At 71.1% G+C, this 22302-nt stretch carries 17 protein-coding genes; 10 read left to right on the top strand and 7 right to left on the bottom strand.

Going from position 1 to position 22302, the window contains the following annotated elements; genetic code table 11:
- Positions 1-33: 33 nt before the first annotated feature.
- The gene (locus tag ACMGFI_RS05285; RefSeq protein WP_436907918.1) at positions 34-1989 is read right to left on the bottom strand and encodes a bacterio-opsin activator domain-containing protein; all 1956 of its coding nucleotides are present in this window, start codon (positions 1987-1989) and stop codon (positions 34-36) included.
- Positions 1990-2192: 203 nt separating this feature from the next.
- Positions 2193-6494 carry a PAS domain S-box protein gene (locus ACMGFI_RS05280; RefSeq protein WP_436907915.1) on the bottom strand — a complete coding sequence of 1434 codons (4302 nt, stop codon included), beginning with the start codon at positions 6492-6494 and terminating at the stop codon, positions 2193-2195.
- Between the two features lie 226 nt (positions 6495-6720).
- Between ACMGFI_RS05280 and ACMGFI_RS05275 the strand changes: the two genes are divergently transcribed.
- The 3 genes from ACMGFI_RS05275 to ACMGFI_RS05265 all read left to right on the top strand — a co-directional run bounded on the left by ACMGFI_RS05275 (position 6721) and on the right by ACMGFI_RS05265 (position 9472).
- On the top strand, positions 6721-7056 hold the full coding sequence (locus tag ACMGFI_RS05275) for a DUF7344 domain-containing protein (protein WP_436907912.1): 336 nt from the start codon (positions 6721-6723) through the stop codon (positions 7054-7056).
- Positions 7057-7192: 136 nt separating this feature from the next.
- The gene (locus ACMGFI_RS05270; protein ID WP_436907909.1) at positions 7193-7321 is read left to right on the top strand and encodes a hypothetical protein; all 129 of its coding nucleotides are present in this window, start codon (positions 7193-7195) and stop codon (positions 7319-7321) included.
- 120 nt (positions 7322-7441) lie between these two features.
- Entirely contained in the window at positions 7442-9472 is a 2031-nt protein-coding gene (locus ACMGFI_RS05265) for a cation:proton antiporter domain-containing protein (RefSeq protein WP_436907906.1), read from the top strand.
- 71 nt (positions 9473-9543) lie between these two features.
- On the opposite strand, the gene ACMGFI_RS05260 is transcribed toward ACMGFI_RS05265, so the two are convergent.
- The 3 genes from ACMGFI_RS05260 to ACMGFI_RS05250 form a co-directional block, all read right to left on the bottom strand.
- Positions 9544-11175, bottom strand: a complete 1632-nt coding sequence (locus ACMGFI_RS05260; protein WP_436907904.1) for a PAS domain-containing protein — start codon at positions 11173-11175, stop codon at positions 9544-9546.
- Between the two features lie 484 nt (positions 11176-11659).
- Complete coding sequence (locus ACMGFI_RS05255; protein WP_436907901.1) at positions 11660-12799, bottom strand: thiolase family protein; 1140 nt, start codon at positions 12797-12799, stop codon at positions 11660-11662.
- A 97-nt stretch (positions 12800-12896) separates the two neighbouring features.
- Positions 12897-13121 carry a hypothetical protein gene (locus tag ACMGFI_RS05250; RefSeq protein ID WP_436907898.1) on the bottom strand — a complete coding sequence of 75 codons (225 nt, stop codon included), beginning with the start codon at positions 13119-13121 and terminating at the stop codon, positions 12897-12899.
- Between the two features lie 138 nt (positions 13122-13259).
- On the opposite strand from ACMGFI_RS05250, the gene ACMGFI_RS05245 reads away from it, so the two are divergent.
- Positions 13260-14612 carry an ATP-binding protein gene (locus ACMGFI_RS05245; protein ID WP_436907895.1) on the top strand — a complete coding sequence of 451 codons (1353 nt, stop codon included), beginning with the start codon at positions 13260-13262 and terminating at the stop codon, positions 14610-14612.
- A gap of 489 nt (positions 14613-15101) precedes the next feature.
- Here the strand turns inward: ACMGFI_RS05245 and ACMGFI_RS05240 are convergent, their stop codons facing one another.
- Entirely contained in the window at positions 15102-15620 is a 519-nt protein-coding gene (locus ACMGFI_RS05240) for a hypothetical protein (protein ID WP_436907893.1), read from the bottom strand.
- Between the two features lie 439 nt (positions 15621-16059).
- Between ACMGFI_RS05240 and ACMGFI_RS05235 the strand changes: the two genes are divergently transcribed.
- The 4 genes from ACMGFI_RS05235 to ACMGFI_RS05220 all read left to right on the top strand — a co-directional run bounded on the left by ACMGFI_RS05235 (position 16060) and on the right by ACMGFI_RS05220 (position 19749).
- The gene (locus ACMGFI_RS05235; RefSeq protein WP_436907890.1) at positions 16060-16380 is read left to right on the top strand and encodes a hypothetical protein; all 321 of its coding nucleotides are present in this window, start codon (positions 16060-16062) and stop codon (positions 16378-16380) included.
- Between the two features lie 171 nt (positions 16381-16551).
- On the top strand, positions 16552-16998 hold the full coding sequence (locus ACMGFI_RS05230) for a TRAM domain-containing protein (RefSeq protein WP_436907887.1): 447 nt from the start codon (positions 16552-16554) through the stop codon (positions 16996-16998).
- Positions 16999-17127: 129 nt separating this feature from the next.
- Entirely contained in the window at positions 17128-18876 is a 1749-nt protein-coding gene (locus tag ACMGFI_RS05225; protein ID WP_436907884.1) for a lipopolysaccharide biosynthesis protein, read from the top strand.
- 87 nt (positions 18877-18963) lie between these two features.
- Positions 18964-19749 (top strand): SDR family oxidoreductase, encoded by a 786-nt coding sequence (locus ACMGFI_RS05220; protein ID WP_436907882.1) that lies wholly within the window; start codon positions 18964-18966, stop codon positions 19747-19749.
- A 106-nt stretch (positions 19750-19855) separates the two neighbouring features.
- Here the strand turns inward: ACMGFI_RS05220 and ACMGFI_RS05215 are convergent, their stop codons facing one another.
- Entirely contained in the window at positions 19856-20086 is a 231-nt protein-coding gene (locus ACMGFI_RS05215) for a hypothetical protein (protein WP_436907880.1), read from the bottom strand.
- A 753-nt stretch (positions 20087-20839) separates the two neighbouring features.
- On the opposite strand from ACMGFI_RS05215, the gene ACMGFI_RS05210 reads away from it, so the two are divergent.
- The gene (locus ACMGFI_RS05210) at positions 20840-21268 is read left to right on the top strand and encodes an HIT family protein (RefSeq protein ID WP_436907878.1); all 429 of its coding nucleotides are present in this window, start codon (positions 20840-20842) and stop codon (positions 21266-21268) included.
- An 84-nt stretch (positions 21269-21352) separates the two neighbouring features.
- Entirely contained in the window at positions 21353-22105 is a 753-nt protein-coding gene (locus ACMGFI_RS05205; protein WP_436907875.1) for a ParA family protein, read from the top strand.
- Positions 22106-22302: the final 197 nt, after the last annotated feature.

Below are 22302 nucleotides of genomic sequence, written 5' to 3'. Positions count from 1 at the left end.
CTCGTCGCTCCCGCCGGGCGGTTCGGTCGACCGCTACTCCGCGGCGTCGAGCAGTTCCGCCAGGATGGCCGCCTCGCTCTTCCGGAGGTGGGCGTGGACCGTCGACGGGGCGACCCCGAGCGCGTCGGCGACCTCCTCGGCGGTGCTCTCGCGGGGCCAGGCGAAGTAGCCGGCCCGGTAGGCGGCCTCGAGGACCTCCCGCTGGCGGGCGGTCAGCTCGTCGAGGACGCCCCCGGGTCGACCGACGGTCGCGGGCTCGCGGTTCCGCTCGCGGGTCGCGAGCGGTTCTGCCTCGGGGAACGCCGCGACGACCCGGTCGGCGACCCGGCGGATGTCGGCGTCGAACGGGGCCTCGACGACGAACCGCGTCCCCGTCGGCGTGACGGTGGCCGTCCGCACGGTGGCGCCGGCGTCGGTGACGGCGTCGAGCAACGCCGACGCCGAGACGACCACCTCGAACCGCCCCGACCGGTCGCCCGCGGTGATCGCCCGGACGGTCTCGACCCGCGGATTCTCCCCGATGGCGTCCGCCACCTCGGTGGGCTCCACCCCCTCCGCCGACAGGTAGAGCACCCAGCCCTCGCCGCCCGGGACGTACCCGTCGAGCGACAGCGTGCAGTCGAGTTCGTCACCGACGGGGAGCAGGGGCGACTCCCCCCGGGTCGCCTCGAACTCCAGCTCGACGACCGAGTCCGCGAACAGCAGCTTCTGGGTCCGGGCGGCGTGCAACACGATCCCCACGAGCCGGCCGAGCACCTCCAGGCCGGTCCGCTCGCGGGGGCCGAACGCGTCCGACCGCTCCGTCCCGAGCACGAGACAGCCGTAGACGGTCCCGTCGTGGTCGAGCGGGACGGCCGCGACCGACTCCGTCCCGCCGTCCCGTGCGGGGTCGTCCCACTGCCACGCGAGCCCGTCCTGTCGCGTCGTCACCTCGACGTTGCCGGTGCGCACCGCGCGCGCCACCACGTCGCGAGCCTCCCCGTCGGTCGACCCGTCCGTCCTGACCGTCTCGAGCCCGCCCGCTGCGCCGTCGGCGGCGACGCGGGTGAGCCGGTCGGTCCCCCGGTCGAACCGGCCGACCCAGGCGAACCGGTAGAACTCCGACGCCGCGACCTGCTCGCAGAGGACCCGCGTGACCGCCCCCCAGCTGCCCGTCCGGATCGCCTCCCGCGCCGTCTCGAACAGGAGGGCGTTGATGCGGTTCAGCGTCGCAAGCTCGTCGCGCTGGCGGCGCAGCGTCCGCTCGCGCTCGCGCCGCTCGGCGATGTCGCGCGCGACGCCGCACCTGAACGACCGGCCCGTCTCCGGGTCCTCGAACGTCGTCCCGCTGAACTCGTGGGGGACCCGCTCGCCGTCGGCGGTGAGGATGTCCACCTCGACGCGGCGGTCCTCGATGCTCTCGATCGCCTGGCGCAGCCCCGGGACGTACTCGTGTTGGTCCTCCGGGATGAACTCCATCGGGTCCATCGCGGCGATCTCCTCGTAGCTGTACCCCGTCGTCTCGGCCAGCCGCTCGTTCCAGAACCAGAAACTGCTGTCCTCGGCGATGACGTAGACCACGTCGTCGATGGTGTTCAGGACCGTCCGCGCCAGCCGGGCGGACGTGCCCCGCGGGAGCGCCTCGGCGTCCCCCTCGTCGGCCGCGTCCGGGTCCCGCTCGGACACCCACCAGACGACGGCCTCGACCCCCTCCGGCGAGGACAGCGTCAGCTCGGCGGGCACTCTCCCCGCCCCCACGATCGATACCTCCCCACGCCAGCGGCCGCCGGTCCGGGCCGCGTCGAGCGCCGCCCGCATCCGCTCGGTCTCGCCCGGTTCGAACAGCGACTCCCACGGACTGTCCCGCAACTTCTCCCGACTGCGCCCGACGATCCCGGCGAACGTCGGGGAGACGTACGCCAGCGTCTCCCCCTCCTGGATCCCCACCCCGCCCGGCACGGCCCGTGCCACGTCTTCCCACCCGGCCGATACGTGACCCGCGTTATCCATTATCGGGGGAATTTATCGATACCGCAATAAATGTTGGCACGGCGACTGGTCGCGCGCCCCCCGAGTGGGCCGCCGTCGCGGTGCAACGGCGCTCTCGCCGGGCGAGGGAGCGGGCCGCTCTCATACGGATCATTGCAAGTCATTCCGGGATCGACCGCACGCAGTCGTGCGGTCGACCCGGGAAACGCTTGCAATAATCCGTATCAGTCGGCGGTCCCCTCGAAGAGCCCGCCGAACACCTTGCCCTCGGCCTTGCGGAGGTGCTGGTGGAAGGTGGGCGGGGAGACGCCCAGCGACTCGGCCACGTCCTCGCCCGAGGCGTCGCGGGGCCACTCGAAGAAGCCGGCGTGGTAGGCCGCCTCCAGCGTGGTCCGCTGGCGGTCGGTCAGCCCCTCCAGCAGCGACCGCGTCGAGCGGGCCTGCGCGTCCTCCCTGGTCACCTGCTGGCGGCGCAGCATCGTCGCCTGGGGGTAGGCGCCGGTCACGGCCTCGATGACCTGCCGCACGTCGGCCGTGGGCGAGACGTGCAGCGTCATCCGGTAGTCGCCGTCCTCGACGACGGCCTCCTCGACGGAGCCCCCGAGCGAGGCGAGCGTCGACAGCACGGGCGGCTCGACCATCCGGAGCTCGAACCCGCGCTCGCCCTCGCTGTCGCCGTCGCCCTCCTCGTCGGCGAACGACACCTCGGCCCAGTGGGGGAGGCGCTCGACCAGACGCTCGACGGTGTCGACGGCCGCCGCCGAGGCCGTCCCGTAGACGAGGAACTCGTCGTCGCCGACGGGAACGACGTGGTCGAACGAGAACCGCCCGTCGGGCCGCTCGTTCAGATCCAGCGCCGCGAACAGGTCGGTGATCTGGAACTCCAGTTCGATCACCTCGTCGGAGAGCAGCGCCTGCTTGCGCTCGGCGGCGGCGATGGCGTGGCCGACGACCTCGCCGAGCTGGGACAGAACCGTCCGCTCCTGGCCCTCGAAGGCGTTCGGACGGCCGGCGTAGACGTTCAGAACCCCGTAGGTCGTCCCCTCGTGGACGATTGGGATCGCGGCCGACGACCGGACGCCGTAGCTGTCGACGCGCTCGCGCCAGGGGTCGTGGGCGTCGCTGGCCTGGATGTCCTGGGTGACCTGCATCTCGCCGGTCCGGAACGCCCGGCCGGTCGGGCCGCCGCTGCGCTCGTCGTCCGGGTCCACCGAGACCGTGACCCCGTCCAGGTAGCCGTCGGTCCCGGCCTTCGCCCGCGGCTGGACGGTCTGACTGCCGCTGTCGACCGCCCCGACCCAGGCGAACCGGTAGGAGTCGGCCGCGGCGAGGTGGTCGCAGACCGCCCGCTCGATCTCCTCGCGGGTCGACTGGTCGACGACGGCGTCGGTGATCCCGCGGACGACCTCGTTGAGGCTGTTCAGCGCCGCCAGCTGCTCGCGCTGGCGGACCAGCCGCTCCTCGTAGCGGCGGCGGTTGATCGCCGTCGCGAGGACCGTCGCCACCGACTGGACGAAGTTCACGTCCTGTTCGGAGACGCCCCCCGGGTCGGTGTCGTGGGTCCCGAGGATCCCCCACGGGTCGTCGGGCGAGCCGATGATCACGCTGATCCCCGAGCGCACGTCGTGGTCGCGCAGCAGGTCCGGGCCGCCGAACCGCTCCTCCGCGCGGAGGTCCTCGACGACGACCGGCTCGCTCGACCGGAGGGTGTAGGCGGCCTGGGAGTCGTCCGCGACGGCCGAGACGGTCGCCTCGCCGACGATCCCCTCGTCCCATCCGACCCCCTGGCGAAACAGCAACTCGTCGGCGTCGTCGTCCAGGTCGAGCACCTTGCAGTAGTCGTTGTCGAGCGTCGTCGCCACCTGCTCGACCGCCTCCGCCATCAGGGCGTCCAGGTCGCGCTCCTCGAGGGCGCGCCGGCCCAGTTCGGTGACGACCGACTGCTGGCGGACCCGCCGCTGGAGCTCCCGCTCGCGGTCGAGACGGTCGGAGATGTCCCGGACGACGCCGCAGCGGCCGGCGCCGTCGCCGTAGGGGAACGGCTCGTAGCGGGTCTCGACCGGGACGGCGCTCCCGTCGGCGCGGCGGAGTTCGAACTCGATGGTCGCCGCGTCGCGCTCGCCCGCCGCGACCGACGCCGCCCGCTCCTCGACGACGGGGGCGTACTCCTCGTCGTAGATGTCGGTCGCCGCCATCCCGAGCAGCTCCTCGCGCTCGTACCCGAGCAGCTCGCAGAACGCGTCGTTGACGAGCACGAACCGGCCGTCGTCGTCGACGGCGTAGATGCCGTCGTCGACCGTCTCGACGATCCGCTCGTACAGTTCGAGCTCGCGCTCCCGTTCCTTGCGCTCGGTGATGTCCCGGACGACCGCGATGCGCTCGCGGGCGGTCTCGCCGTCCTCGTCGACGGGGTCCTCGGTCTCCATCAGCGAGAACGTCGCCTCGCCGATCCACTCCTCGCCGTCGGGGCCGGCGAGCGTCGCCTCCAGCGTCGCCGTCGCCCGCTCGTCGATCGCCAGGGCGTCTTCGAGCCGCCGGGCCGCCGTGACCGCCTCCTCGTCGACGACCCTCGAGACGTGTTCGCCGACCAGTTCCCCGGGGTCGCGTCCGACCATCGCGGCGTACGTCTCGTTGACCTGCGTGAAGTAGCCGTCCTCGTCGACGACGTAGATGCCGTCCTCGACGGTCTCGACGATCCGCTCGTAGCGCTCCAGCTCCCGCTCGCGGGCCTTGCGCTCGCTCACGTCCCGGAAGTACACCGACAGGCCGCTCTCGGAGGGGTAGGCCGACACCTCGAACCACGCCGACAGCGGCGGGAAGTACGCCTCGAAGGAGACCGATTCGCCGGTCTCCCGGGCCCGTTCGTACTCGCGCTGGAACGCCGTGTCGACCGCCGCCGGGAAGGCGTCCCAGACGTTCCGCCCGACCAGTTCGCCCCGGTCGCGGTCGAGCAACTGCGCTGCCTGCTCGTTGGCGTAGGTGAACCGCCAGTGCTCGTCGAGCGCGAAGAAGCCGTCGTCGACCCGTTCGAGCAGGTCGTCGAGCTCGTGTTCGAGGTCCGCCCGCCGCCGTTCGAGCCGCTCGGCCTGCTCTTTCAGCTGGGTCACGTCGTCGGCGGAGACGACGACGCGCTCGACCTCGCCGTCGTCGTCGGTCAGCGGGACGGCGCTGATCGAGAGCCACCGCTCGCCGACCCCGGGGAGGGCGAACCGGCCGACCCACTCCCGGACGGACTCACCGGTCCGGAGCGCCCGATCGTAGGGCCGTTCGCCCGGCGGGACCGGCTCCCCGTCCTCGTCGTAGACGGTCCCGGCGGGGAGCGCCTCCGACTCCCCGTTCTCGCCGCCCTCCCCGTCAGCGTCGGCGTCTGTACCGCCGTCGACCCCGAGGTACCGCTCGGTCCGTTCGTTCATCCTGAGGGGCTCGCCGTCCCCGTCGAGGACCGCGACCCCGACCGGGATGGCGTCGAAGACCCGTTCCAGCAGGTCCCGCTCGCGCTGAAGCTCCCGCTCGAACTCGCGGCGGTCACTCATGTCGCGGGTGACCTTCGCGAACCCCTCCAGGTCGCCGTCGTCGTCGCGGATCGCCGTGATCGTCACGTTCGCCCAGAAGCGCGTCCCGTCGGCCCGGACGCGCCACCCCTCGTCCTCGACCCACCCCTCCTCGGCCGCCGTCGCGAGGTTCCGCTCGGGCACGCCCGCCTCGCGGTCGGCCTCCGTGTAGAACGTCGAGCAGTGCTCGCCGAGGATGTCGTCGGCCGCGTACCCCTTGAGGCGCTCGGCGCCGGGGTTCCACGTCTGCACGCGGCCGTCCGTGTCCAGCCGGAAGATGGCGTACTCCTCGACGGCGTCGACGAGCGACTCGAACTGGTCGCGCTGGTCGCGCAGCGACAGCTCCGCGCGCTTGCGCTCGGTCACGTCGACGTACACCTCGACGCGCCCGCCCGCGTAGGCGCCGGACTCGATCGGTCGACTGCGGTGTTCGAGCCAGCGTTCGGCGCGGCCGTCGCCGGCCGTGACGTGGCACTCGAAGCGCGACTCCCCAGCGTCGCCGTCATAGGTCGACAGCACGCGGTCGGCGAAGGCCTCGCTCTCCTCGACCGCGGGGGCGATCCGCTCGTCGACCAGCTCGCGCTTGTCCCGCCCCAGCGCGCGGGCGCGGTCGAGGCCGAAGTACCGTTCGGCCGCGTCGTTGACCCACGCCACCTCGTAGTCGCCGTCGAGGACGAACACCCCGACCGCCGCCTTGCCGAGTACGTCCTCGACGAGCGACTCGGCCGCGGCCGGCCACTCCGGCTCGTCGCCGGCGGCGACCGGGTCCGGAACCCGCCACCAGACGCGCGCGCTCGCCCCGACCTTCTTCGTCCGGAGGTACCCCCGGTCGACCAGCCGGTCCAGCCGGTCGTAGGTGCTCCGGCGCCCGAGGTCGAGGCGCTCGGCCACCTCGCTGGTCGTTCTCGGTTCCCCGTCCCCGTCGAACGCCGCGAGCGTCTCCCGGAGACTCTCGGTCAGCCCCTGCGATTCCATCGTGCCGACCCAGGGCCGGCCGCCACTACAACCTTCCGCCGGCGGAGGCACAAACCGATCTCCACGGATCAGCGTCCGGTACGTATCCGCCCGCAAGCAGTCACTTTCGGATCAGTACAGGTGAAATCTGAGTCACATCATCGCGCCGGGACCGAACCTAATCACTTCTAGCGATCCCTTACGCCGGTGAGGGCGGTGGTAGATAGTACGCCAACGGAGACTACCAATGTCACAGACTACATCGCGGACGACGGACGACGGGCGCGCGGTCGTAGAACTCGGCGCTGACGAGCGCTACGAGCTACTGGCGGCCGAGCGGCGGCGGGCGGTGCTGGCCGTCCTCGACGAGCGGGGCGCGCCGACGCCGCTGGACGAACTCGCCGAAGCGGTGGCGGCCCGGGAGCGCGAGAGGGCGGGCGGGTCCGCGGACGGGCACGACCGGCTCGCGGTCTCGCTGCACCACGTCCACCTGCCGCGGATGGCCGACCTGGGCGTGCTCGACTACGACGCGGGGGCGAACCGCGTGGATGCGGTCCGCGCCCTGCGGGAGCGGTCGGACTGAGGGACCGCGTGGTCACCGACGGTGCCCCGTCCGGCTCGAACGGTCCCCGACCCGGAACCGACCGGGCCGAACCCCCCGGGCCGAGCACTGCCCGACATCGCTTCCCGGACCGCCGCCGGGCGGCCGGCGCCGGCCGATGAAGGCGCTGTGTCCCGACTGCGGCGACCGCGAGGGGGACGTGGTCGAGCGGGCGACCGCCGAGTCCGGGACCCGGGTCACCTTCTGCTGCCCGGGCTGCGACCACGAGTGGGACGTTCCGCTGTAGGCGTCGACCCACCGAGGCCGGACGACGCGGTGGCCGTCCCGGGTGAGCGCGCCGGCGGCGACGGAGGACGGCCGCGACGAGGGCGGAAGCGGCGCGCGGCAGCGGCGAGTGAGTGCGTTTATGTCGCGCGATTCCGTCCATCCGACCAGATGGAGGGAAACTGTGGCGGCCGGCGGTAGCGGGCTCCTGATCCCGCTGGTCGCGGGGATCATCGGGCTCGGCATCCTGGCACAGCTACTGGCGGCGCGCCTGCAGGTCCCGAGCATCATCTTCTACCTGCTCGTGGGCGTCGTCATCGGGCGGCCCGGGCTCGGCTGGGTGACCAGCGAGACGTTCGGCGCGGCGCTGCCGGCCATCGTCGGACTGGCCGTCGCCATCATCGTCTTCGAGGGCGCGTTCCACCTCCACCTCGACCGGATCAAGGAGGCCCCCGCCGAGGCGTTCCGGATGGTCACGATCGGCGCCGTGATCGCGCTGGTCGGGACCGCGATCGCCGTCTACTTCGCGTTCGAACAGGCGACCTGGGAGCTGGCCTTCCTGATCGGCGCGCTGCTGGTCGCGACCGGCCCGACCGTCGTCACCCCGATCCTGCAGGTCGTCCCGGTCCGCGACCGCGTGGCGGCCGTCCTGGAGACGGAGGGGATCGTCAACGACGTGACCGCGGCGATCATCGCGGTCGTCGTCTTCGAGGCGCTGAACCCCGAGGCCTCGCAGGCCGGCTTCGTCCAGTCGTTCGCCACCCGCATCGGTATCGGCATCTTCGTCGGGCTGGTCGTCGCCGCCCTTGTCTACTACCTGCTTCGGTACGTCGACCTCTCGCCGGGGGACGCGCCCCGGAACGCCCGCCTGCTCGTGCTCGCGGGCGCGCTGACGGCGTACGCCGCCGCGAACACGCTGGCCAGCGAGGCCGGCGTCGCCGCCGTCGCCACCGCCGGGATGGTGCTCGGCAACCTGGACATCCCCTACGAGGAGGAGATCACCGACTTCAAGGGCGACGTGACGCTGGTCGTCCTCTCGTTCGTCTTCATCGCGCTGGCCGCCCAGCTCGACCCCGAGACGCTGCTGGAGGTCGGGGTGCCCGGGCTCGCGGTCGTCGCGGCCGTCGCGCTGGTGATCCGCCCGCTGCTCGTGATGATCTCGACGGTCGGCGACCGCTTCACCTTCAACGAGCGGCTGTTCATCAGCGCCGTCGGCCCGCGGGGGATCATCCCGGCGTCGGTCGCGACGCTGTTCGCCGTCGAACTCGGCAACGTCGCCGACACCCTGCGGGCCGACGCGGCCGACGTGGTCGGCGAGGGGGCCACCGCCGCGAGCGTCTGCGGTCGCCCCGACCTGAGCGGCGAGGCGGCGGCTCACTGCGCGGAGGCGGCGACGCTCGTCGGCCAGGCGGACCTGCTTCTGGGCGTCGTCTTCCTGGCGATCTTCGCGACCGCCCTCGTCGAGGGCGGGCTGGCGCGGCACGTGGCGCAGTACCTGGACGTGATACCAATGAGAGTCATCATCGTCGGAGGCGGGAAGGTGGGCCGCTCGCTCGCCGAACGCCTCGAAGACCGCGGCGAGAACGTGGTCATCATCGAGGAGGACGAATCGATCGCCGAACGCGTGCGCAACGAGGGGTTCACCGCCGTCATCGGCGACGGCACGGACACGGAGGTGCTACGGGAGGCCGGCGCGAACAACGCCAAGACGATCGTGGCCGCCACCGGCGACGACGACGTGAACCTGCTCGTCTCGCAGCTGGCGAGCTCGAAGTTCGACGTGGAGAACGTCATCGCGCGGGCGAACAACCCCGACAACGTCGACGCCTTCGAGGACCTGGGCGTCCGCACGATCTCCGCGTCGATGGCGACCGCCTGGGCCATCGACAACCAGATCGAACGCCCCGCCATCGCTCACTGGATGACCGACGTGGGCCGCTCCGGTGACGTCCAGGAAGTCGAGGTCACCAGCGAGGAGGTCGCCGGCAAGCCCGTCCGGGAGATCGGCAAGATGCTCCCCGACGCCTGCCTCATCGCGCTGGTCAGCAAGGGGGACCACGAATCCGCGGAGGTGCCCACCGCCGACTACGTCGTCGAACTCGGCGACCACATCACCCTGCTTGGCCGGCGCGAGTCGGTCAACGAGGCCATGAAGCTCGTCGACCCGGACTGACGGCCGGGCGTTCGGCGGCCGCCCACCCGTCGGTGTCGACAGCCGGTCGCGCCACCGGGACCGACACCCGGTCACGCCACGGGGATCCGGACGCCGACGCGGCGACCCCGCTCGCAGTCGGGTACCAGCTCGCCGCCCAGCCGCTCGGCGCCCCACGAGACTGCCCAGATGTCCAGGTCGTCGGCGTGTTCCAGCTGAGTCTCCCCGCCGTTCGTGACCGCCGCCGCGTCCTGTTCGGCCAGCAGCCGCCCGTCGCTCTCGACGGTCACGTCGACGTAGCAGCCGTCGCGCTCGACGGTCACCGCTATCGGCCCCGCCGCGTTCTCGGTCGCGTAGGACAGCAGGTGTTCGCAGACCGACGCGACAAGCTCCGGCGACCGACGGACCGCCGCGTCGCCGTCGGCCGTCACCGACACGTCGTGGCCCTGATCGCGGAGCGCGGCCGCGACTTCCGCCACGAGCGCGCCCACGTCGGCCGTCTCGTCGGTCGCGGGGTCCAGACACATGCTCTCCTCGACGGCGCGAGCCCGCTCGCTCACCTCGACCAGCGAGTCGGCCGTCTCGCGGAGCCGGCGGGCGGTCCGCTCGTCGCCGCCGTCGGCGACGGCGTCGGCCATCGCGTACACCGCCGTCATGTCGTTGCGCACGTTGTGCCGGAGCACCCGCCCGAGCACCTCCAGGCGCTGGCCGCGGATCCGCTCGTCGGTCACGTCCCGCAGCGCCACCGCGTGGCCCGCTGCGGCGGCGCCGCTGCGGCGCACCCGCGAGACCGACACGTCGAAGTAGCGCTTGCCGACCGCCCCCTCGATCTCGATCGTCGACTCGTCGGGCAGGCCGTCCGGCCCCAGCAGGTCCGCGTCGACCAGCGCCGACAGCGGCTCGCGGACGGTCGCCGCGAGCGGCCGCTCGAACAGCTCCTCGGCAGCCTCGTTCATGTCGACGACCCGCGCGTCCCCGTCGACCACCACGACGGCGTCGTTGAGGTTCGAGACGACCGCGTCGCGGCCGATCGCCTCCGCGATGGGCAGCGAGCGGTAGGGTCGGCCGACCGCGACGCCGACGGTCAGCGCCGCGAGGACGCCCGTCTGGGCGACGACCGCGCCCGTCTCGATGGAGATGGTGTCCGCCAGCTCCAGCGCCGACGTGACCAGCGGCAGTCCCGCGACCGCGAAACCGACGAGCGACAGCGCGACCCCGCGCGAGCGCTCGAAGGAGGCGTACCGGGTCGCGTCCCAGATCAACAGGAGCGACAGTCCGATCAGGATCCCCCACGACGCCGCGCTGGCGACGCTGCTGAGGAGGACGTTCACCGGCCCGGCCGAACTCACCGGCTCGGTCATCGGGAGGACGGGCGTGAACCGCGCCAGCGCGCCGACCAGCCCGAGTGCCGGGAGCAACACGACCAGCGCCAGCACGCCCGGCCCGCCCGGGTCCCGGCCGGTGTACGCGATGACGAACTTCGCCCAGCAGACCGCCCCGCCGAAGACGACGATCTGCGTCAGCGGGGCGAGCGCCGCCGCGGGCAGCCCCAGCCCGACGACCAGCGCCTCGGCCAGCGTCACGACCGCCAGCAGCGCGGCTATCGCGACCAGCCCGGTTCCCCCCGGCCTGTCGCGCGCCCCCCGCAACCGCCACGCGTACCACCCGAACGCGGCGGCCGCGGCCCCCAGTATCGACCCTCCCACCAGCGGCCCCGAAAGCACACCAGGGGTACCCTCACTGACAGTATAAATATTTTTTCGAAACTGAATTACGATTTCCGCCGATCGCACTCGGGACCGTCACCCCTCCGGGCGGACGACCGCTCTCCACGCGCGAAAAGATGGGACAGAAAGCCGGTCGACCCGCTTGCTCCGCTCACGGGTCGCTCCGTTCCCCGTTCGCAACGAGGTACTCCCTTCGTCTGCTCACGGGCGGCTTCGCCGCCCGTTCGCATGGTATGAGGGACCTTCGGTCCCTCACTAGTCGCACCTCGCTTCGCTCGCTCGCGACCGGGGAACCGCGCGCCAGGGGCGCGCGGACGTTACGGTAGCGAGAACTCGACGGCCACGCCGCTACCACCTTTTTCTCGTCGGGTGTCCTCGCTCGCTGTGCTCGCTGTGGGCACCGCTCCTCGAAAAAGATGGGGCAAAAAGCGGGCCTCGCAACGCTCGGCCCGGTGAACCGCGCGCCAGGGGCGCGCGGACGTTACGGCAGCGAGAACTCGACGGCCGCACCCTGGCCGAAGCCGACGCACTCCGTCGCGAGGCCCAGGTCGGCGTCGCGGCGGTTCATCTCGTGGATCAGCGTCACCGGCAGGCGCGCGCCGGACGCCCCGAGCGGGTGGCCGATGGCGATGGCGCCGCCGTTGACGTTGTAGATATCGTCGTCGAAGCCGAGTTCCCGCTGGCAATAGAGGACCTGGCTGGCGAACGCCTCGTTGAGTTCCACGAGGTCGTAGTCGTCGGTGTCCCGGCCGGTGCGCTCGCAGAGCTTGCGGACCGCGGGGACGGGGCCGACGCCCATGACCGTCGGGTCGACGCCTGCGACCATGTGGTCGCCCACTTCCGCGAGCACGTCCAGCCCGTGGTCGTCCGCGAACGCGCGGGACGTGACCATCGTGCCGGCGGCGCCGTCGGAGATCTGGGAGGCGTTGCCCGGCGTGACCGTCCCCTCGCTCTTGAAGACGGTCGGCAGGCCGGCCAGCTTCTCCAGGGAGGTGTCCCGCCGGATGCCCTCGTCGGCGGAGACGGTACTCTCCTCCGTCTCGACGGGGACGATCTCGTCGTCGAACCGGCCCGAGTCCGTGGCGTCGGCGGCACGCTGGTGGCTACGGAGCGCGTATTCGTCCTGTTCCTCGCGGCTCACGCCGTACTCCTCGGCGACCTTCTCGGCGGTCATGCCCATCTGGAGCTCGCCGATGTTGTAGAGTTCCGCCAGCCGCGGGTGGACGTTGTGGGTGTTCTGCCCGAGTTCGACGCGGCTCATCGACTCGACGCCGCCGGCGATGACGCAGTCGCGCTGGCCCGCGGCGATGGCGTCGGCGCCGCGCATGATCGCCTCCGCCGAGGAGGCACACCAGCGGTTGATCGTGGCGGCCGGGACTTCCTCGCCCAGGTCCGAGAGGAGCGCGACCACGCGGGCCATGTTGTTGCCCTGTTCGTCGCGCTGCTGGGCGCAGCCCCACAGCAGGTCGTCGACCTGCTCGCCCGACAGACCGGTGTCGGCGAGCATCTCGTTCACCAGCGGGACCGACAGGTCCTCGCTCCGTACGTCCGCGAAGGCGCCGTCCTCCTTTCCCTGGGGCGTCCGCCGCGCCTGCACGATGACCGGAGTCGCGTCGCTCATGGATCCGTGGAGGGGCCGCGACGTGTTAAGTCCTCACAAACGACGGACGCGTCGCGCGGAGTTTCTCGGGCGTCGCGACGACGGGCGGAGCGCCGAACTACAGCAGGTCGCCGACGACGAACAGGACGACCGGGGCGACCATCAGCAGGACGCCGACGACCATCAGGACCGCCGGGAGCACGAGCAGGCCCATGTCGGTGAGCAGCCACAGTCCCAGGCCGCCCACCAACAGCAGGAACCCGACGAGCCCCAGTATCAGTCGGAACACGCCCTCTAGTCCGAAATCGGCCGCGACTTCCGCGACTTCGAGGACTTCGTCCATGGTTCGTCCGGCGTGTCGTTTCCCCGGCGACATAAACGTGGCGAGACGTATCAGATTAGATACCGGATCGCCGGCAATATTCGGACGACGCGGACGGTTCGCGAGACTTATCCGGTCGGGGGACGAATCTCGGTGGGAATGAGCGATCCGGAGCTTGCGGTCGTGGAGTTCGTGCTGACGGCGCAGGCCTACAGCGACAACCGCGACTTAGACGCCGACGACCTGCCGCCCGCCTACCGGGCGGTGTTCTGGAGCGACGGGGAGATCGAGCGCCCGCTCTCGGCCACCACGACCACGGCCCGGGAGGCGACCGACGTGGACCGGCCCTGGGAGGCGATCTCGGGGCTGATGTTCACCGACCGCGACGACTTCTCGGGCACCATCACCTTCACCGACGAGGACATGGCCGAGGAGTGGTTCCTCGACCGGGTCGACGCTGACCGGCTCAACGACAACCCCGTCCTCGCCAGCGTCTACGAGGACCGGGTCGACGGCGCCGACTACGAACTCGCCCGCGAGGAGAACCGCCCCGTTCGGGCCGACCGCGTCTGGATCGACCAGCTCCTCGAGGAGTACTTCGACGAGGACGACGAGGACGAACAGGAGATGCTCGACCTCGTCGACATCCGCGCCCCCGAGGAGGTCGAGATGACCATGGACGACCTCGTCTTGACCCCCGACCAGGAGGGCGAGATCCACAAGATCGTCAAGGCCATCGAACACCGCGACTACCTCGCCCGGATCGGCCTCCGGGAGATCGGGAAGCTCCTGTTCGTCGGCCCGCCGGGCACCGGGAAGACCTCCGTCGCCCGCGCGCTGGCCAGCGAACTCGACCTGCCGTTCGTCGAGGTGAAACTGTCGATGATCACCTCCCAGTACCTCGGCGAGACGGCCAAGAACGTCGAGAAGGTCTTCGAGGTCGCCACCCGCCTGTCGCCGTGTATCCTCTTCATGGACGAGTTCGACTTCGTCGCCAAGACTCGCGCCAGCGACGAACACGCCGCCATCAAACGGGCGGTCAACACTCTGCTCAAGAGCATCGACGAGGTGAGCCTCATCGAGCACGAGGTCCTGCTCATCGGCGCGACCAACCACCCCGACCAGCTGGACGCCGCGGCCTGGCGGCGCTTCGACGAGATCGTCAACTTCCCCAAGCCCGACGACCAGATGCGGGCGGACATCCTCGAAGTCGTGACCCGCGACATGGAGATCGAGGACTTCGACCCGCTGGCGATCGCCCGCGAGACCGAGGGGCTGACCGGCAGCGACCTCCGGCTCGTCCTCCGCGAGGCGGTGCTCGACGCGCTGACCGAGGAGCGCACTACCCTCACCCAGCAGGATCTGCTGGACGCCGTCGAGGACTTCGAGGAGCGGGACAACCTCAAGAACATGGACATGATCGAGGGCGACCACGACGCCCTGGTCGCCGGCGGCGACATCTCCGGGACCGGCGACGCCGCCTCGGACGGCGGCCACACCCACGACCACTGACGAGTCGTGCCGACCCCGCCGCGCTGTCCGTCGACGGTGGGCGACCTCGTGGCGATGCGGAACGCGCCCGCTCGCGCTCGGAGGCGGACCGCGGAAAAGATGGGGACCGCCCGACCGTGCAGACGCCGCCGGCTGTCAGGAGCCGACCGTTCGACCGCTCGGGCCCGCGGGCGAGCCGGGCGGGCGGCGGTGCCACCCGAACCGGGAACGGGCCGTCGAAGAGGGCTCGGCGCACCGGAACTCCCCCATTGCACCGAAAGCAATCATCAAGGTCCAGAAGGCGAAACCTGTAAGCAATAGTGCCACTTCCCGCGGAGACGAGAGCCGAGCTGTCCGCGGTCCCGAGCTGTAGAGTCGCGTCCTCCGCTCGGGCGCCATCCGCCTGAGACTGACGGGGTCCTCTCTGAGGACGGCCTCGGCTGTGCTCAGTAGTTCGTTCAGTTCGGGCCGGAAGCTCATCTGTCGCGGTTCGTTGTCGTCTGCGCGCCGTTACACCATGTACTCCAGTTCGTCGCCGATGAAGTCGCGGAGAAACGCCGGCGCCTCGCCGTAGCCGCTGACTTCCCCGGTGAGCCGTACCTCGCCAGTGGGCAGTTCCGTGATCGAGTAGCTGACCCTCGCCCGTCCCTTCTTCGTGTAGATCCCGTAGACGTTGTGCTCGGCGTCCTGGGTCACGCGTTTGCGCTTGTTCATGATCGCCTCCATCGCCCACTCGACGCGGTCGCGGTCGGTGTCGAACGCGAACTCGAACGGCTCGGTCCGCTCGCTCGCGGACGCGTCGACGGGATCGAGCTCGTACGTCTCCACCTGGTCCTCGGGGACCTTCGAGACGAGCCGCTCGTACAGCTCCTCGATGTCGACGCCGACGACCCGCCGCGAGAGCCCGCGGACCGACTCGACCTCCCCCTCGTCCCAGTTGTCGAGCAGATACTCCGCTCGCTTGCGCTCGGTGTCTTCCGCGTAATCGACCACCACGAGGTACGACTCCTCGTCGGGACTATCTGCCATTGTGCCGTGTGTTTCCGCTCTCGTGTTTAATCTATCTAGCGCCTGCAACTGAACCCAGTGCCGTCTCGACTGGAGCTTTCGGCTGTGTCTCTTCCCTACTATGGCCCCATTGTACCTGGAGAGTTAATCAATTTTTTCCATATTGGACAATTGTCTCTAACGACGAACGGGAAACATGTAAGAACGATGCGCTTAACATCGGCAAGTGACCCTTGGGCAAGTTCTCGAGATCGCTGTCCGGGGCGGGGGCCGTACTGGCACGGCCCCAAACGCAGGTCACTGTCAACCGTGACGACGAACCTGCGAACCTCTCCGTGTCCGTGGGCTCCACCCCCAGTTGGACTCCCCCGCGGCTACAGCCTTGGGAGGATGCCGGGCCGACGGGACGCGCTCCCGGCGGACCGCCAGCGTTTCGGCGGTGACGGCCAAAGGGGCGACCATGTACGTCTCGCCAGCGGTCCGCACCATCCGCGACGACCCCGTCGAGGGCGAGTCGGTCGTCCTCCTGCTGGAAGTCGCCGACGACGCGGCGATCGACGACGTGGCCGCGGCCGTCGCGGACGCCGGCGCGACGGTCGAAGACGAACTGGAGTTCCGGACCCTGAAGGTGTCCGTCGCCCACGAGCGGGTCGGCGCGGTCTGCGAGGTCGACGGGATCGACCACGTCGAGACGGGGAACACGCTAGGGATCGACCCCGACGGGGCGGGCGAAGATGTGCGCCCGGAGAGTGCAGGCGAGGACGTGCGCCCCGACGGGTGACGGTCGAGGACGTGCGGCCGGGCGGGTGACGGGCGCGGTCGCCCCAGCGTCCGGAGACCGGCGGACGGGCCGCAGGGGCCGCGAACGACCGTTCGGCGGATCGAAACGGCGATTTCGGGCGCTGGCGGCGAGAGCGCAAGCGTTTACTTCGCCCCAGCGCTACTCGCCGTCATGCCCGACTGTCCACTCGCGGACGAGTGCCCCAGTTTTCAGGAGCGCATCGAGGGGATGGGCTGTACGCACTACGGCGACCGCGGCGGCGCCGAGTGGTGCAATCACTACAACCAGCCGATCGAGGACCTCAAGAGCCAACCCGTCCAGCCCGGCCAGGAGGTCGTGGTCACCGTCGAGGACATCCACGAGAGCGGCGCCGGCGTCGGCCGCACCGAGGACGGCTTCATCATCATGGTCGACGGCGTCCTGCCGCCGGCCCGCGCGAAGGTGAAGATCACCAAGGTCCGCTCGAACCACGCCCGCGCCGAGGAGCTCGAACGCCTCCCGGACGACCCCGACGACGAGGACGAGTCCGACGCCGACGAGGCGGACGACGAGGCCGACGAGGAGGACGAAGACGACCGCGAACGCCTCGGCAGCCGCGACAACTTCTGGGGCTCGTAACCCCGGCCGCGGCCGGCGCTCCCGACTGGACAGTCGTACCGCCGCGGCCGCCGCGACCGCGGCGGAACCGATCTTCCCCGCCGTCGCCTTCCAGCGGTTTTTTGTCGCCCGATCCGCCACGGTAGCTCAGTGGTCCCCGACCCGACGGCCCCCGACGAGTCCGACGGCGGCGAGTCGACGCCGACCAGCGACGGGAGCGGCGCGTCGACGGACTCCGCAGGGACAACTGAGCGGTCCGATGAGGCTGCCGAGCGGTCCGGCGAGCTCGCTGAGCGGTCAGACGGGACCGTCGAGCGGCCCGACGAGGGGGACGAGCCCGCCGACCCGGTCGAGGCGCGCCTGGACGACGCCCTGGAGCGGGTCGCCCACGGCGCGACGGTCTCGGTGCCGAGCATCCTCGTCCAGCGCGGGCTGACCGTCGCGTTCACCGCGGTCCTGACCAACGGGTTCGCGGCGAGTTCCTACGGCGTCTTCGCCGTCGCCCGCCGGCTCCAGCAGTTCCTGCTGCACGTCGCGCTGGGCTTCCGGAGCGGGCTGAGCCGGTTCCTGCCGAACGCCGACTCGCCGGCCGAGCGCGACGCCCTGGTGACGGTCGCCGGGCTGCTGCTGGGGACCGTCGCGACCGTCTTCGGCGCCGGGCTGTACCTGGCGGCGCCGCTCGTGACGTCGCTCACCGACCAGCGGCCGCTGTTCGAGACGACGCTTCGCGTGTTCGCACTCGGACTGCCGGCGACGGTGTGGCTGTTCACCGCGACGGAGGTGCTCCGCGGGCTGGAGGAGGTCGCGGCGCTGAACCTCGCGCTCCGGGTCGGCTTCCCGGTCGCGCAGCTGCTCGTCGGCGTCGTCGGCGCGGTGGTCCTGGGCGACCTCGTCGCCGTCGCGGTCGGCGTCGTCGCCGTCTCGGGACTGACCGGCCTCGCCGCGACCGCGTGGCTCGTCCGCGAGCGAGGGATCGGGCTCCGGTTCCGGAGACCCGATAGAGACGGCGGCGACACCGAACGAGCGGGGGACGCGAGCGGTCCCGACCTCCGCTCAGTGGGGCGGCGCTACGTCCGCTACACGGCCCCGCTGTTCGTCGGCGGGGTCGCGACGACGACCCAGCGGCTGGGCTTCTACCCGCTCATCGCGCTGTATCTGACGGACGTGGCGGGCGGCGTCTTCGCGGTCGGGATGGTCGTCGGGTCGCTGGTGCGGCTGCCGCTGATCGGGCTCAACCAGTTCGTCCCGCCGGTCGCCGCCGCGCTCCACGAGGACGACCACCGGGCCGCGCTCTCGCGGTTCTACCACGTCACCAGCCGGCTCGTCCTCGTCGGCGTCGTCGGCCTCTCGGTCCCGGTGGTCGTCTACCGCGAGACCGTGATGTCGCTGTTCGGACCGGCGTTCGTCCCCTACGCGCCGCTGCTGGTCGGGTTCGTCCTCGCGCAGTTCGGCGCCTGCGCCGCCGGCAGCGTCGGCATCCTCCTGATGATGACCGACAACCAGCGGCCATACCTCGCGGTCAACGTCTGTATCACCCTCCTGTTGGCCGCGATCGCCGTGCCGCTGACGATACGGTACGGCCTCTCCGGGCTCGTGGCGAGCTACGTGCTCATGTTGACGCTGAACAACGGGCTGGAGGTCGCCGTCCTCTATCACTTCGAGCGACTCCAGCCGTTCACGCCGCTGCACGGGAAGCCGCTGGCCGGCGCGGTCCCGCTCGGCGTCGTCGCCTGGAGCGCGAAGGCCGCGATCGCCGGGCCGGCGGCGCCGGTCGTCGGCGTTGTCGCCGGGCTGGCGGCGTACGCGGCGACGCTCCGCTTCCTCGGGTTCACGCCGACCGAACGGCGGCTGGCCGGCACGCTCCGCGACCGCTACCGCGCCGTGCTCTCGCGGGGCTGAGCCGGTGCGGTTCCGGACGGTGCGCTTCCGGCCGCCGGCGATCGGAAACCTCCCGGTTCTTTGGGGCGCCGGCCCGACCACCCGCGTATGGACCTGCAACTCGACGGCAGCGCGGCACTGACGACGGCGAGTTCGAGCGGCCTCGGCCTCGCGAGCGCGAAGGCGCTCGCCCGCGAGGGCGCGGACGTGGCCGTCTGCGGCCGCACGGAATCGCACCTCGAATCGGCCGAGGCGGAACTGGAATCGCTGGGCGACGGCGACGTGCTCGCCGTCCGGGTCGACCTCACGGACCGGGCGGAGGTCGAGGCCTACGTCGAGCAGGTGGCCGAGGCGTTCGGCGGGATCGACCAGGTCGTCATGAGCGCGGGCGGGCCGCCCAGCGGCGCGTTCCTGGAGATGGACGACGAGGACTGGTACGGCGCCTACGACACGCTCGTCATGTCGGCGGTCTGGACGACCCGGTTCGCCTACCCCCACCTGGCCGAGTCCGAGCAGGGCTCGATCACGGCGATCACCTCGCGGTCGGTCCGTGAGGTCATCGACGACCTCGTGCTCTCGAACGCGGTCCGCCGGGCGGTCATCGGCATGGTGAAGACCCAGGCGCGGGAGTTCGCGCCCGAGGTGCGGGTCAACGCCGTCCTGCCGGGCGCCCACGAGACGGCGCGCATGGAGGAACTCATCTCCGACGCCGTCGAGCGCGGCGAGTACGAGGACTACGGGGCCGGCCTCGACGACTGGGGGGAGGGCGTCCCGCTCGGCCGGATGGGCGACCCCGGGGAACTGGGCGACGTGGTCGCGTTCCTCGCCAGCCCGCGGGCGAGCTACGTCACCGGGACGGCCCTGCCCATCGACGGCGGCACGATGCGGAGCTGAAACGACCGACCGACGGTTCCGTCGGCCGCCGTCAGCGCGCGCCGGGCGACCCGCTGTCGGCGTGAGCCAGGCGACCCGCTGTCGGCGTGAGCCAGGCGACCCGTCCTCACCGCGCTCCCGGCGACCCGCCGCTCTGACTCTCGCTGTCGGCGGTCAGCGACCAGACCAGCAGTCCCAGCGAGATCAGCGCGACGAACACGGAGACGACGTAGCCGACCGAGTCGGCGGTCCCGAGGACCGCCCCCGGCAGGAACGCCGAGACGACCAGCAGGATCGACGCCGAGATCGTCCCCGCGAGCGCGAGGATCAGCAACCAGAACCGAACCGCCGGATCCATCTTGCCTGCCGGTTGCCACCCGCGAGATATGAGCGTTCCGGCGGCCGCGACGGATCGTGTTCGGTTCGCGTGTGAGTTGAGTCGCTGTTTCTGTCGGACATCTCGTGAAATGAATCCCTGCGAGAGTGAGCGCAGGAAACGGAGAGCGCTGAAAGCTCTCGGCCCGCTCGCTCTGAGTCGGATCGACAGCACTCGATGGTGAGCGCTGAAAGCCCTCGGCCCGCTCGCGGTCGCTGAGCGACATATCCTCGCGGCCGGAGGCCGCTTCGGATAGGGGTCGCTCAGGCGACTCCATAAACGCGAGCGCGCCTCGCCCTTTCAGTCCACCAGGACCGCAACCGCACCGCGACCACCGCGCACAGCACCGCAGACAGCCACACACCTCCCCAGCCGATTCGATGCTCGTCGCAGGCTCCTGCGCGTCTCATCCCTCGCGCGGCTACGGTCGCGCGCACGAGAGCGCGCGACAGCGCGCGCCGACAGCACCGCAACCGCTCACCGCAACAGCTACCGCCTGCACATAGCATCCGGCGCCTCCGGCGCCGGTTCACCGCCGGAGCGGGGCGGAGCCCCGCGGAGGCGGCCTTCCTCGTGAGCAACGCGAACGAGGGCTCGTCAGAGCTTGCTCTGACGGTGTTTTCACCCATGCTTTTGGCCGGGGGGTTCCCGCAGGGAGCGCAGCGACCGAGGAAACCCCCCGGCGAAAAAGATGGTGGACAAACCTTGATTTGGGCTCGCTCCGACGCTTCGCACATGAGCGAGGACTGCATCTTCTGTCAGATCGTGGCGGGCGAGATCCCGAGTCGCACCGTCTACGAGACCGACGACGTGCTGGCGTTCCTGGACGCGAACCCGCTCGCGCCGGGCCACACGCTCGTCATCCCGAAGGCCCACCACGAACACGTCCAGGATATGCCGAACGACCTCGCGTCGGACGTGTTCGCGGCGATGCAACGGCTGGTCGACCCGATCGAGTCGGCGGTCGACGCCGACGGGTCGACCGTCGCGTTCAACAACGGCGAGGCCGCCGGCCAGGAGGTACCCCACACGCACGGCCACGTCGTCCCGCGCTTCGAGGACGACGGTAGCCGTCCGATCCACTCGATATTCGGCGAGCGACCGGATCTGGACGACGACGAACTCGACGACATCGCCGCGACCATCGCCGACGGCGCCGAGTGAGGCGTCCCCGGGATCGACACCCGCGCCCGGTCGGACGCCGCGGAACACGTAGGTTTTTCAACGAGTAGGTGACACTCTCCCCACATGAACGGGACGCAGGGGCAGGGTGACAGCTACGCGGTCGTGGGCGGCGTCGGCGGGGCGGGCGCGACGCGGCTGTCGGTCGAGTTCGCGGCGACGCTGGCCCGGGACGGCCGCGACGTGGCGGTCGTCGACGCGGCGTTCGCGACGCAGGGGCTGTCGGCGTTCGTGCCCGGCCGGATCGACCCGGACGTGACGGGCGTGTTGACCGACGACCGGCCGCTGACCGAGGCGGAGACGCGGCTGGGGCTCCCCGCGCCGGGGTCGGTGACCGTCGCGCCGGCGCGGGCGCCGTTCGAGCGACTGGCCCGCGCGAAGACGAGCGAGTGCGCCCGCCGGCTCGCCGAGCGGCTGTCGGCGGCGACCGAGCGCTACGACGCGGTCTTCGTCGACGTGCCGCCCGTGGGGGCCAACCAGGCGGTCGCGGCCGTGACCGCCGCCGACGCGGTCGCGCTCGCGGTCCCCGACACCGAACGGGGGAGCGACGCCGTCCCCCGCCTGTGCGACCGGCTGGCCGACGTGGACGCCGGGGTCGACGCCGTGGTCGCGAACTTCGCGGACGGCGACCGGTCCGTGGGGGCGGCCGACGCGGCCGTTCCGACCGCCGAGACGACGGCCCTCTCGGAGGCCCCCGTCGCCGTCGAACCGAACGAGTTCGCCGTCGCCGTCGCGTCGGCGACAGAGGCGGTCACCGGCGCGGACCTGGACCTGCCCGAACCCGAGTCGTCGTCGATGTCCGACTACCTGCCGGGCTGACGCGGATCAGGTGCGCCGCGCCGACCCGTCCCCGCCGACCCGAGGCCGGATCCGGACACCCGTGCGGAAACCCTCGATATGTGTTTTAATTCTCCAAGGGTTAGGGTTTTGTATGGCGCGTATGGGCTAGTAGACGACAGAATGGTTTGCGTTCGTCTACAATATAGTGGAAGATCGGGACAAACCGGTAGCCGGCA

Origin of the sequence: Halosimplex marinum (assembly GCF_051414075.1) — an archaeon.
Classification (GTDB): Archaea; Halobacteriota; Halobacteria; order Halobacteriales; family Haloarculaceae; genus Halosimplex; species Halosimplex marinum.
The sequence above is the reverse complement of the archived record's forward strand: the minus strand, read 5'-3'. Positions and strand labels throughout refer to the sequence as shown.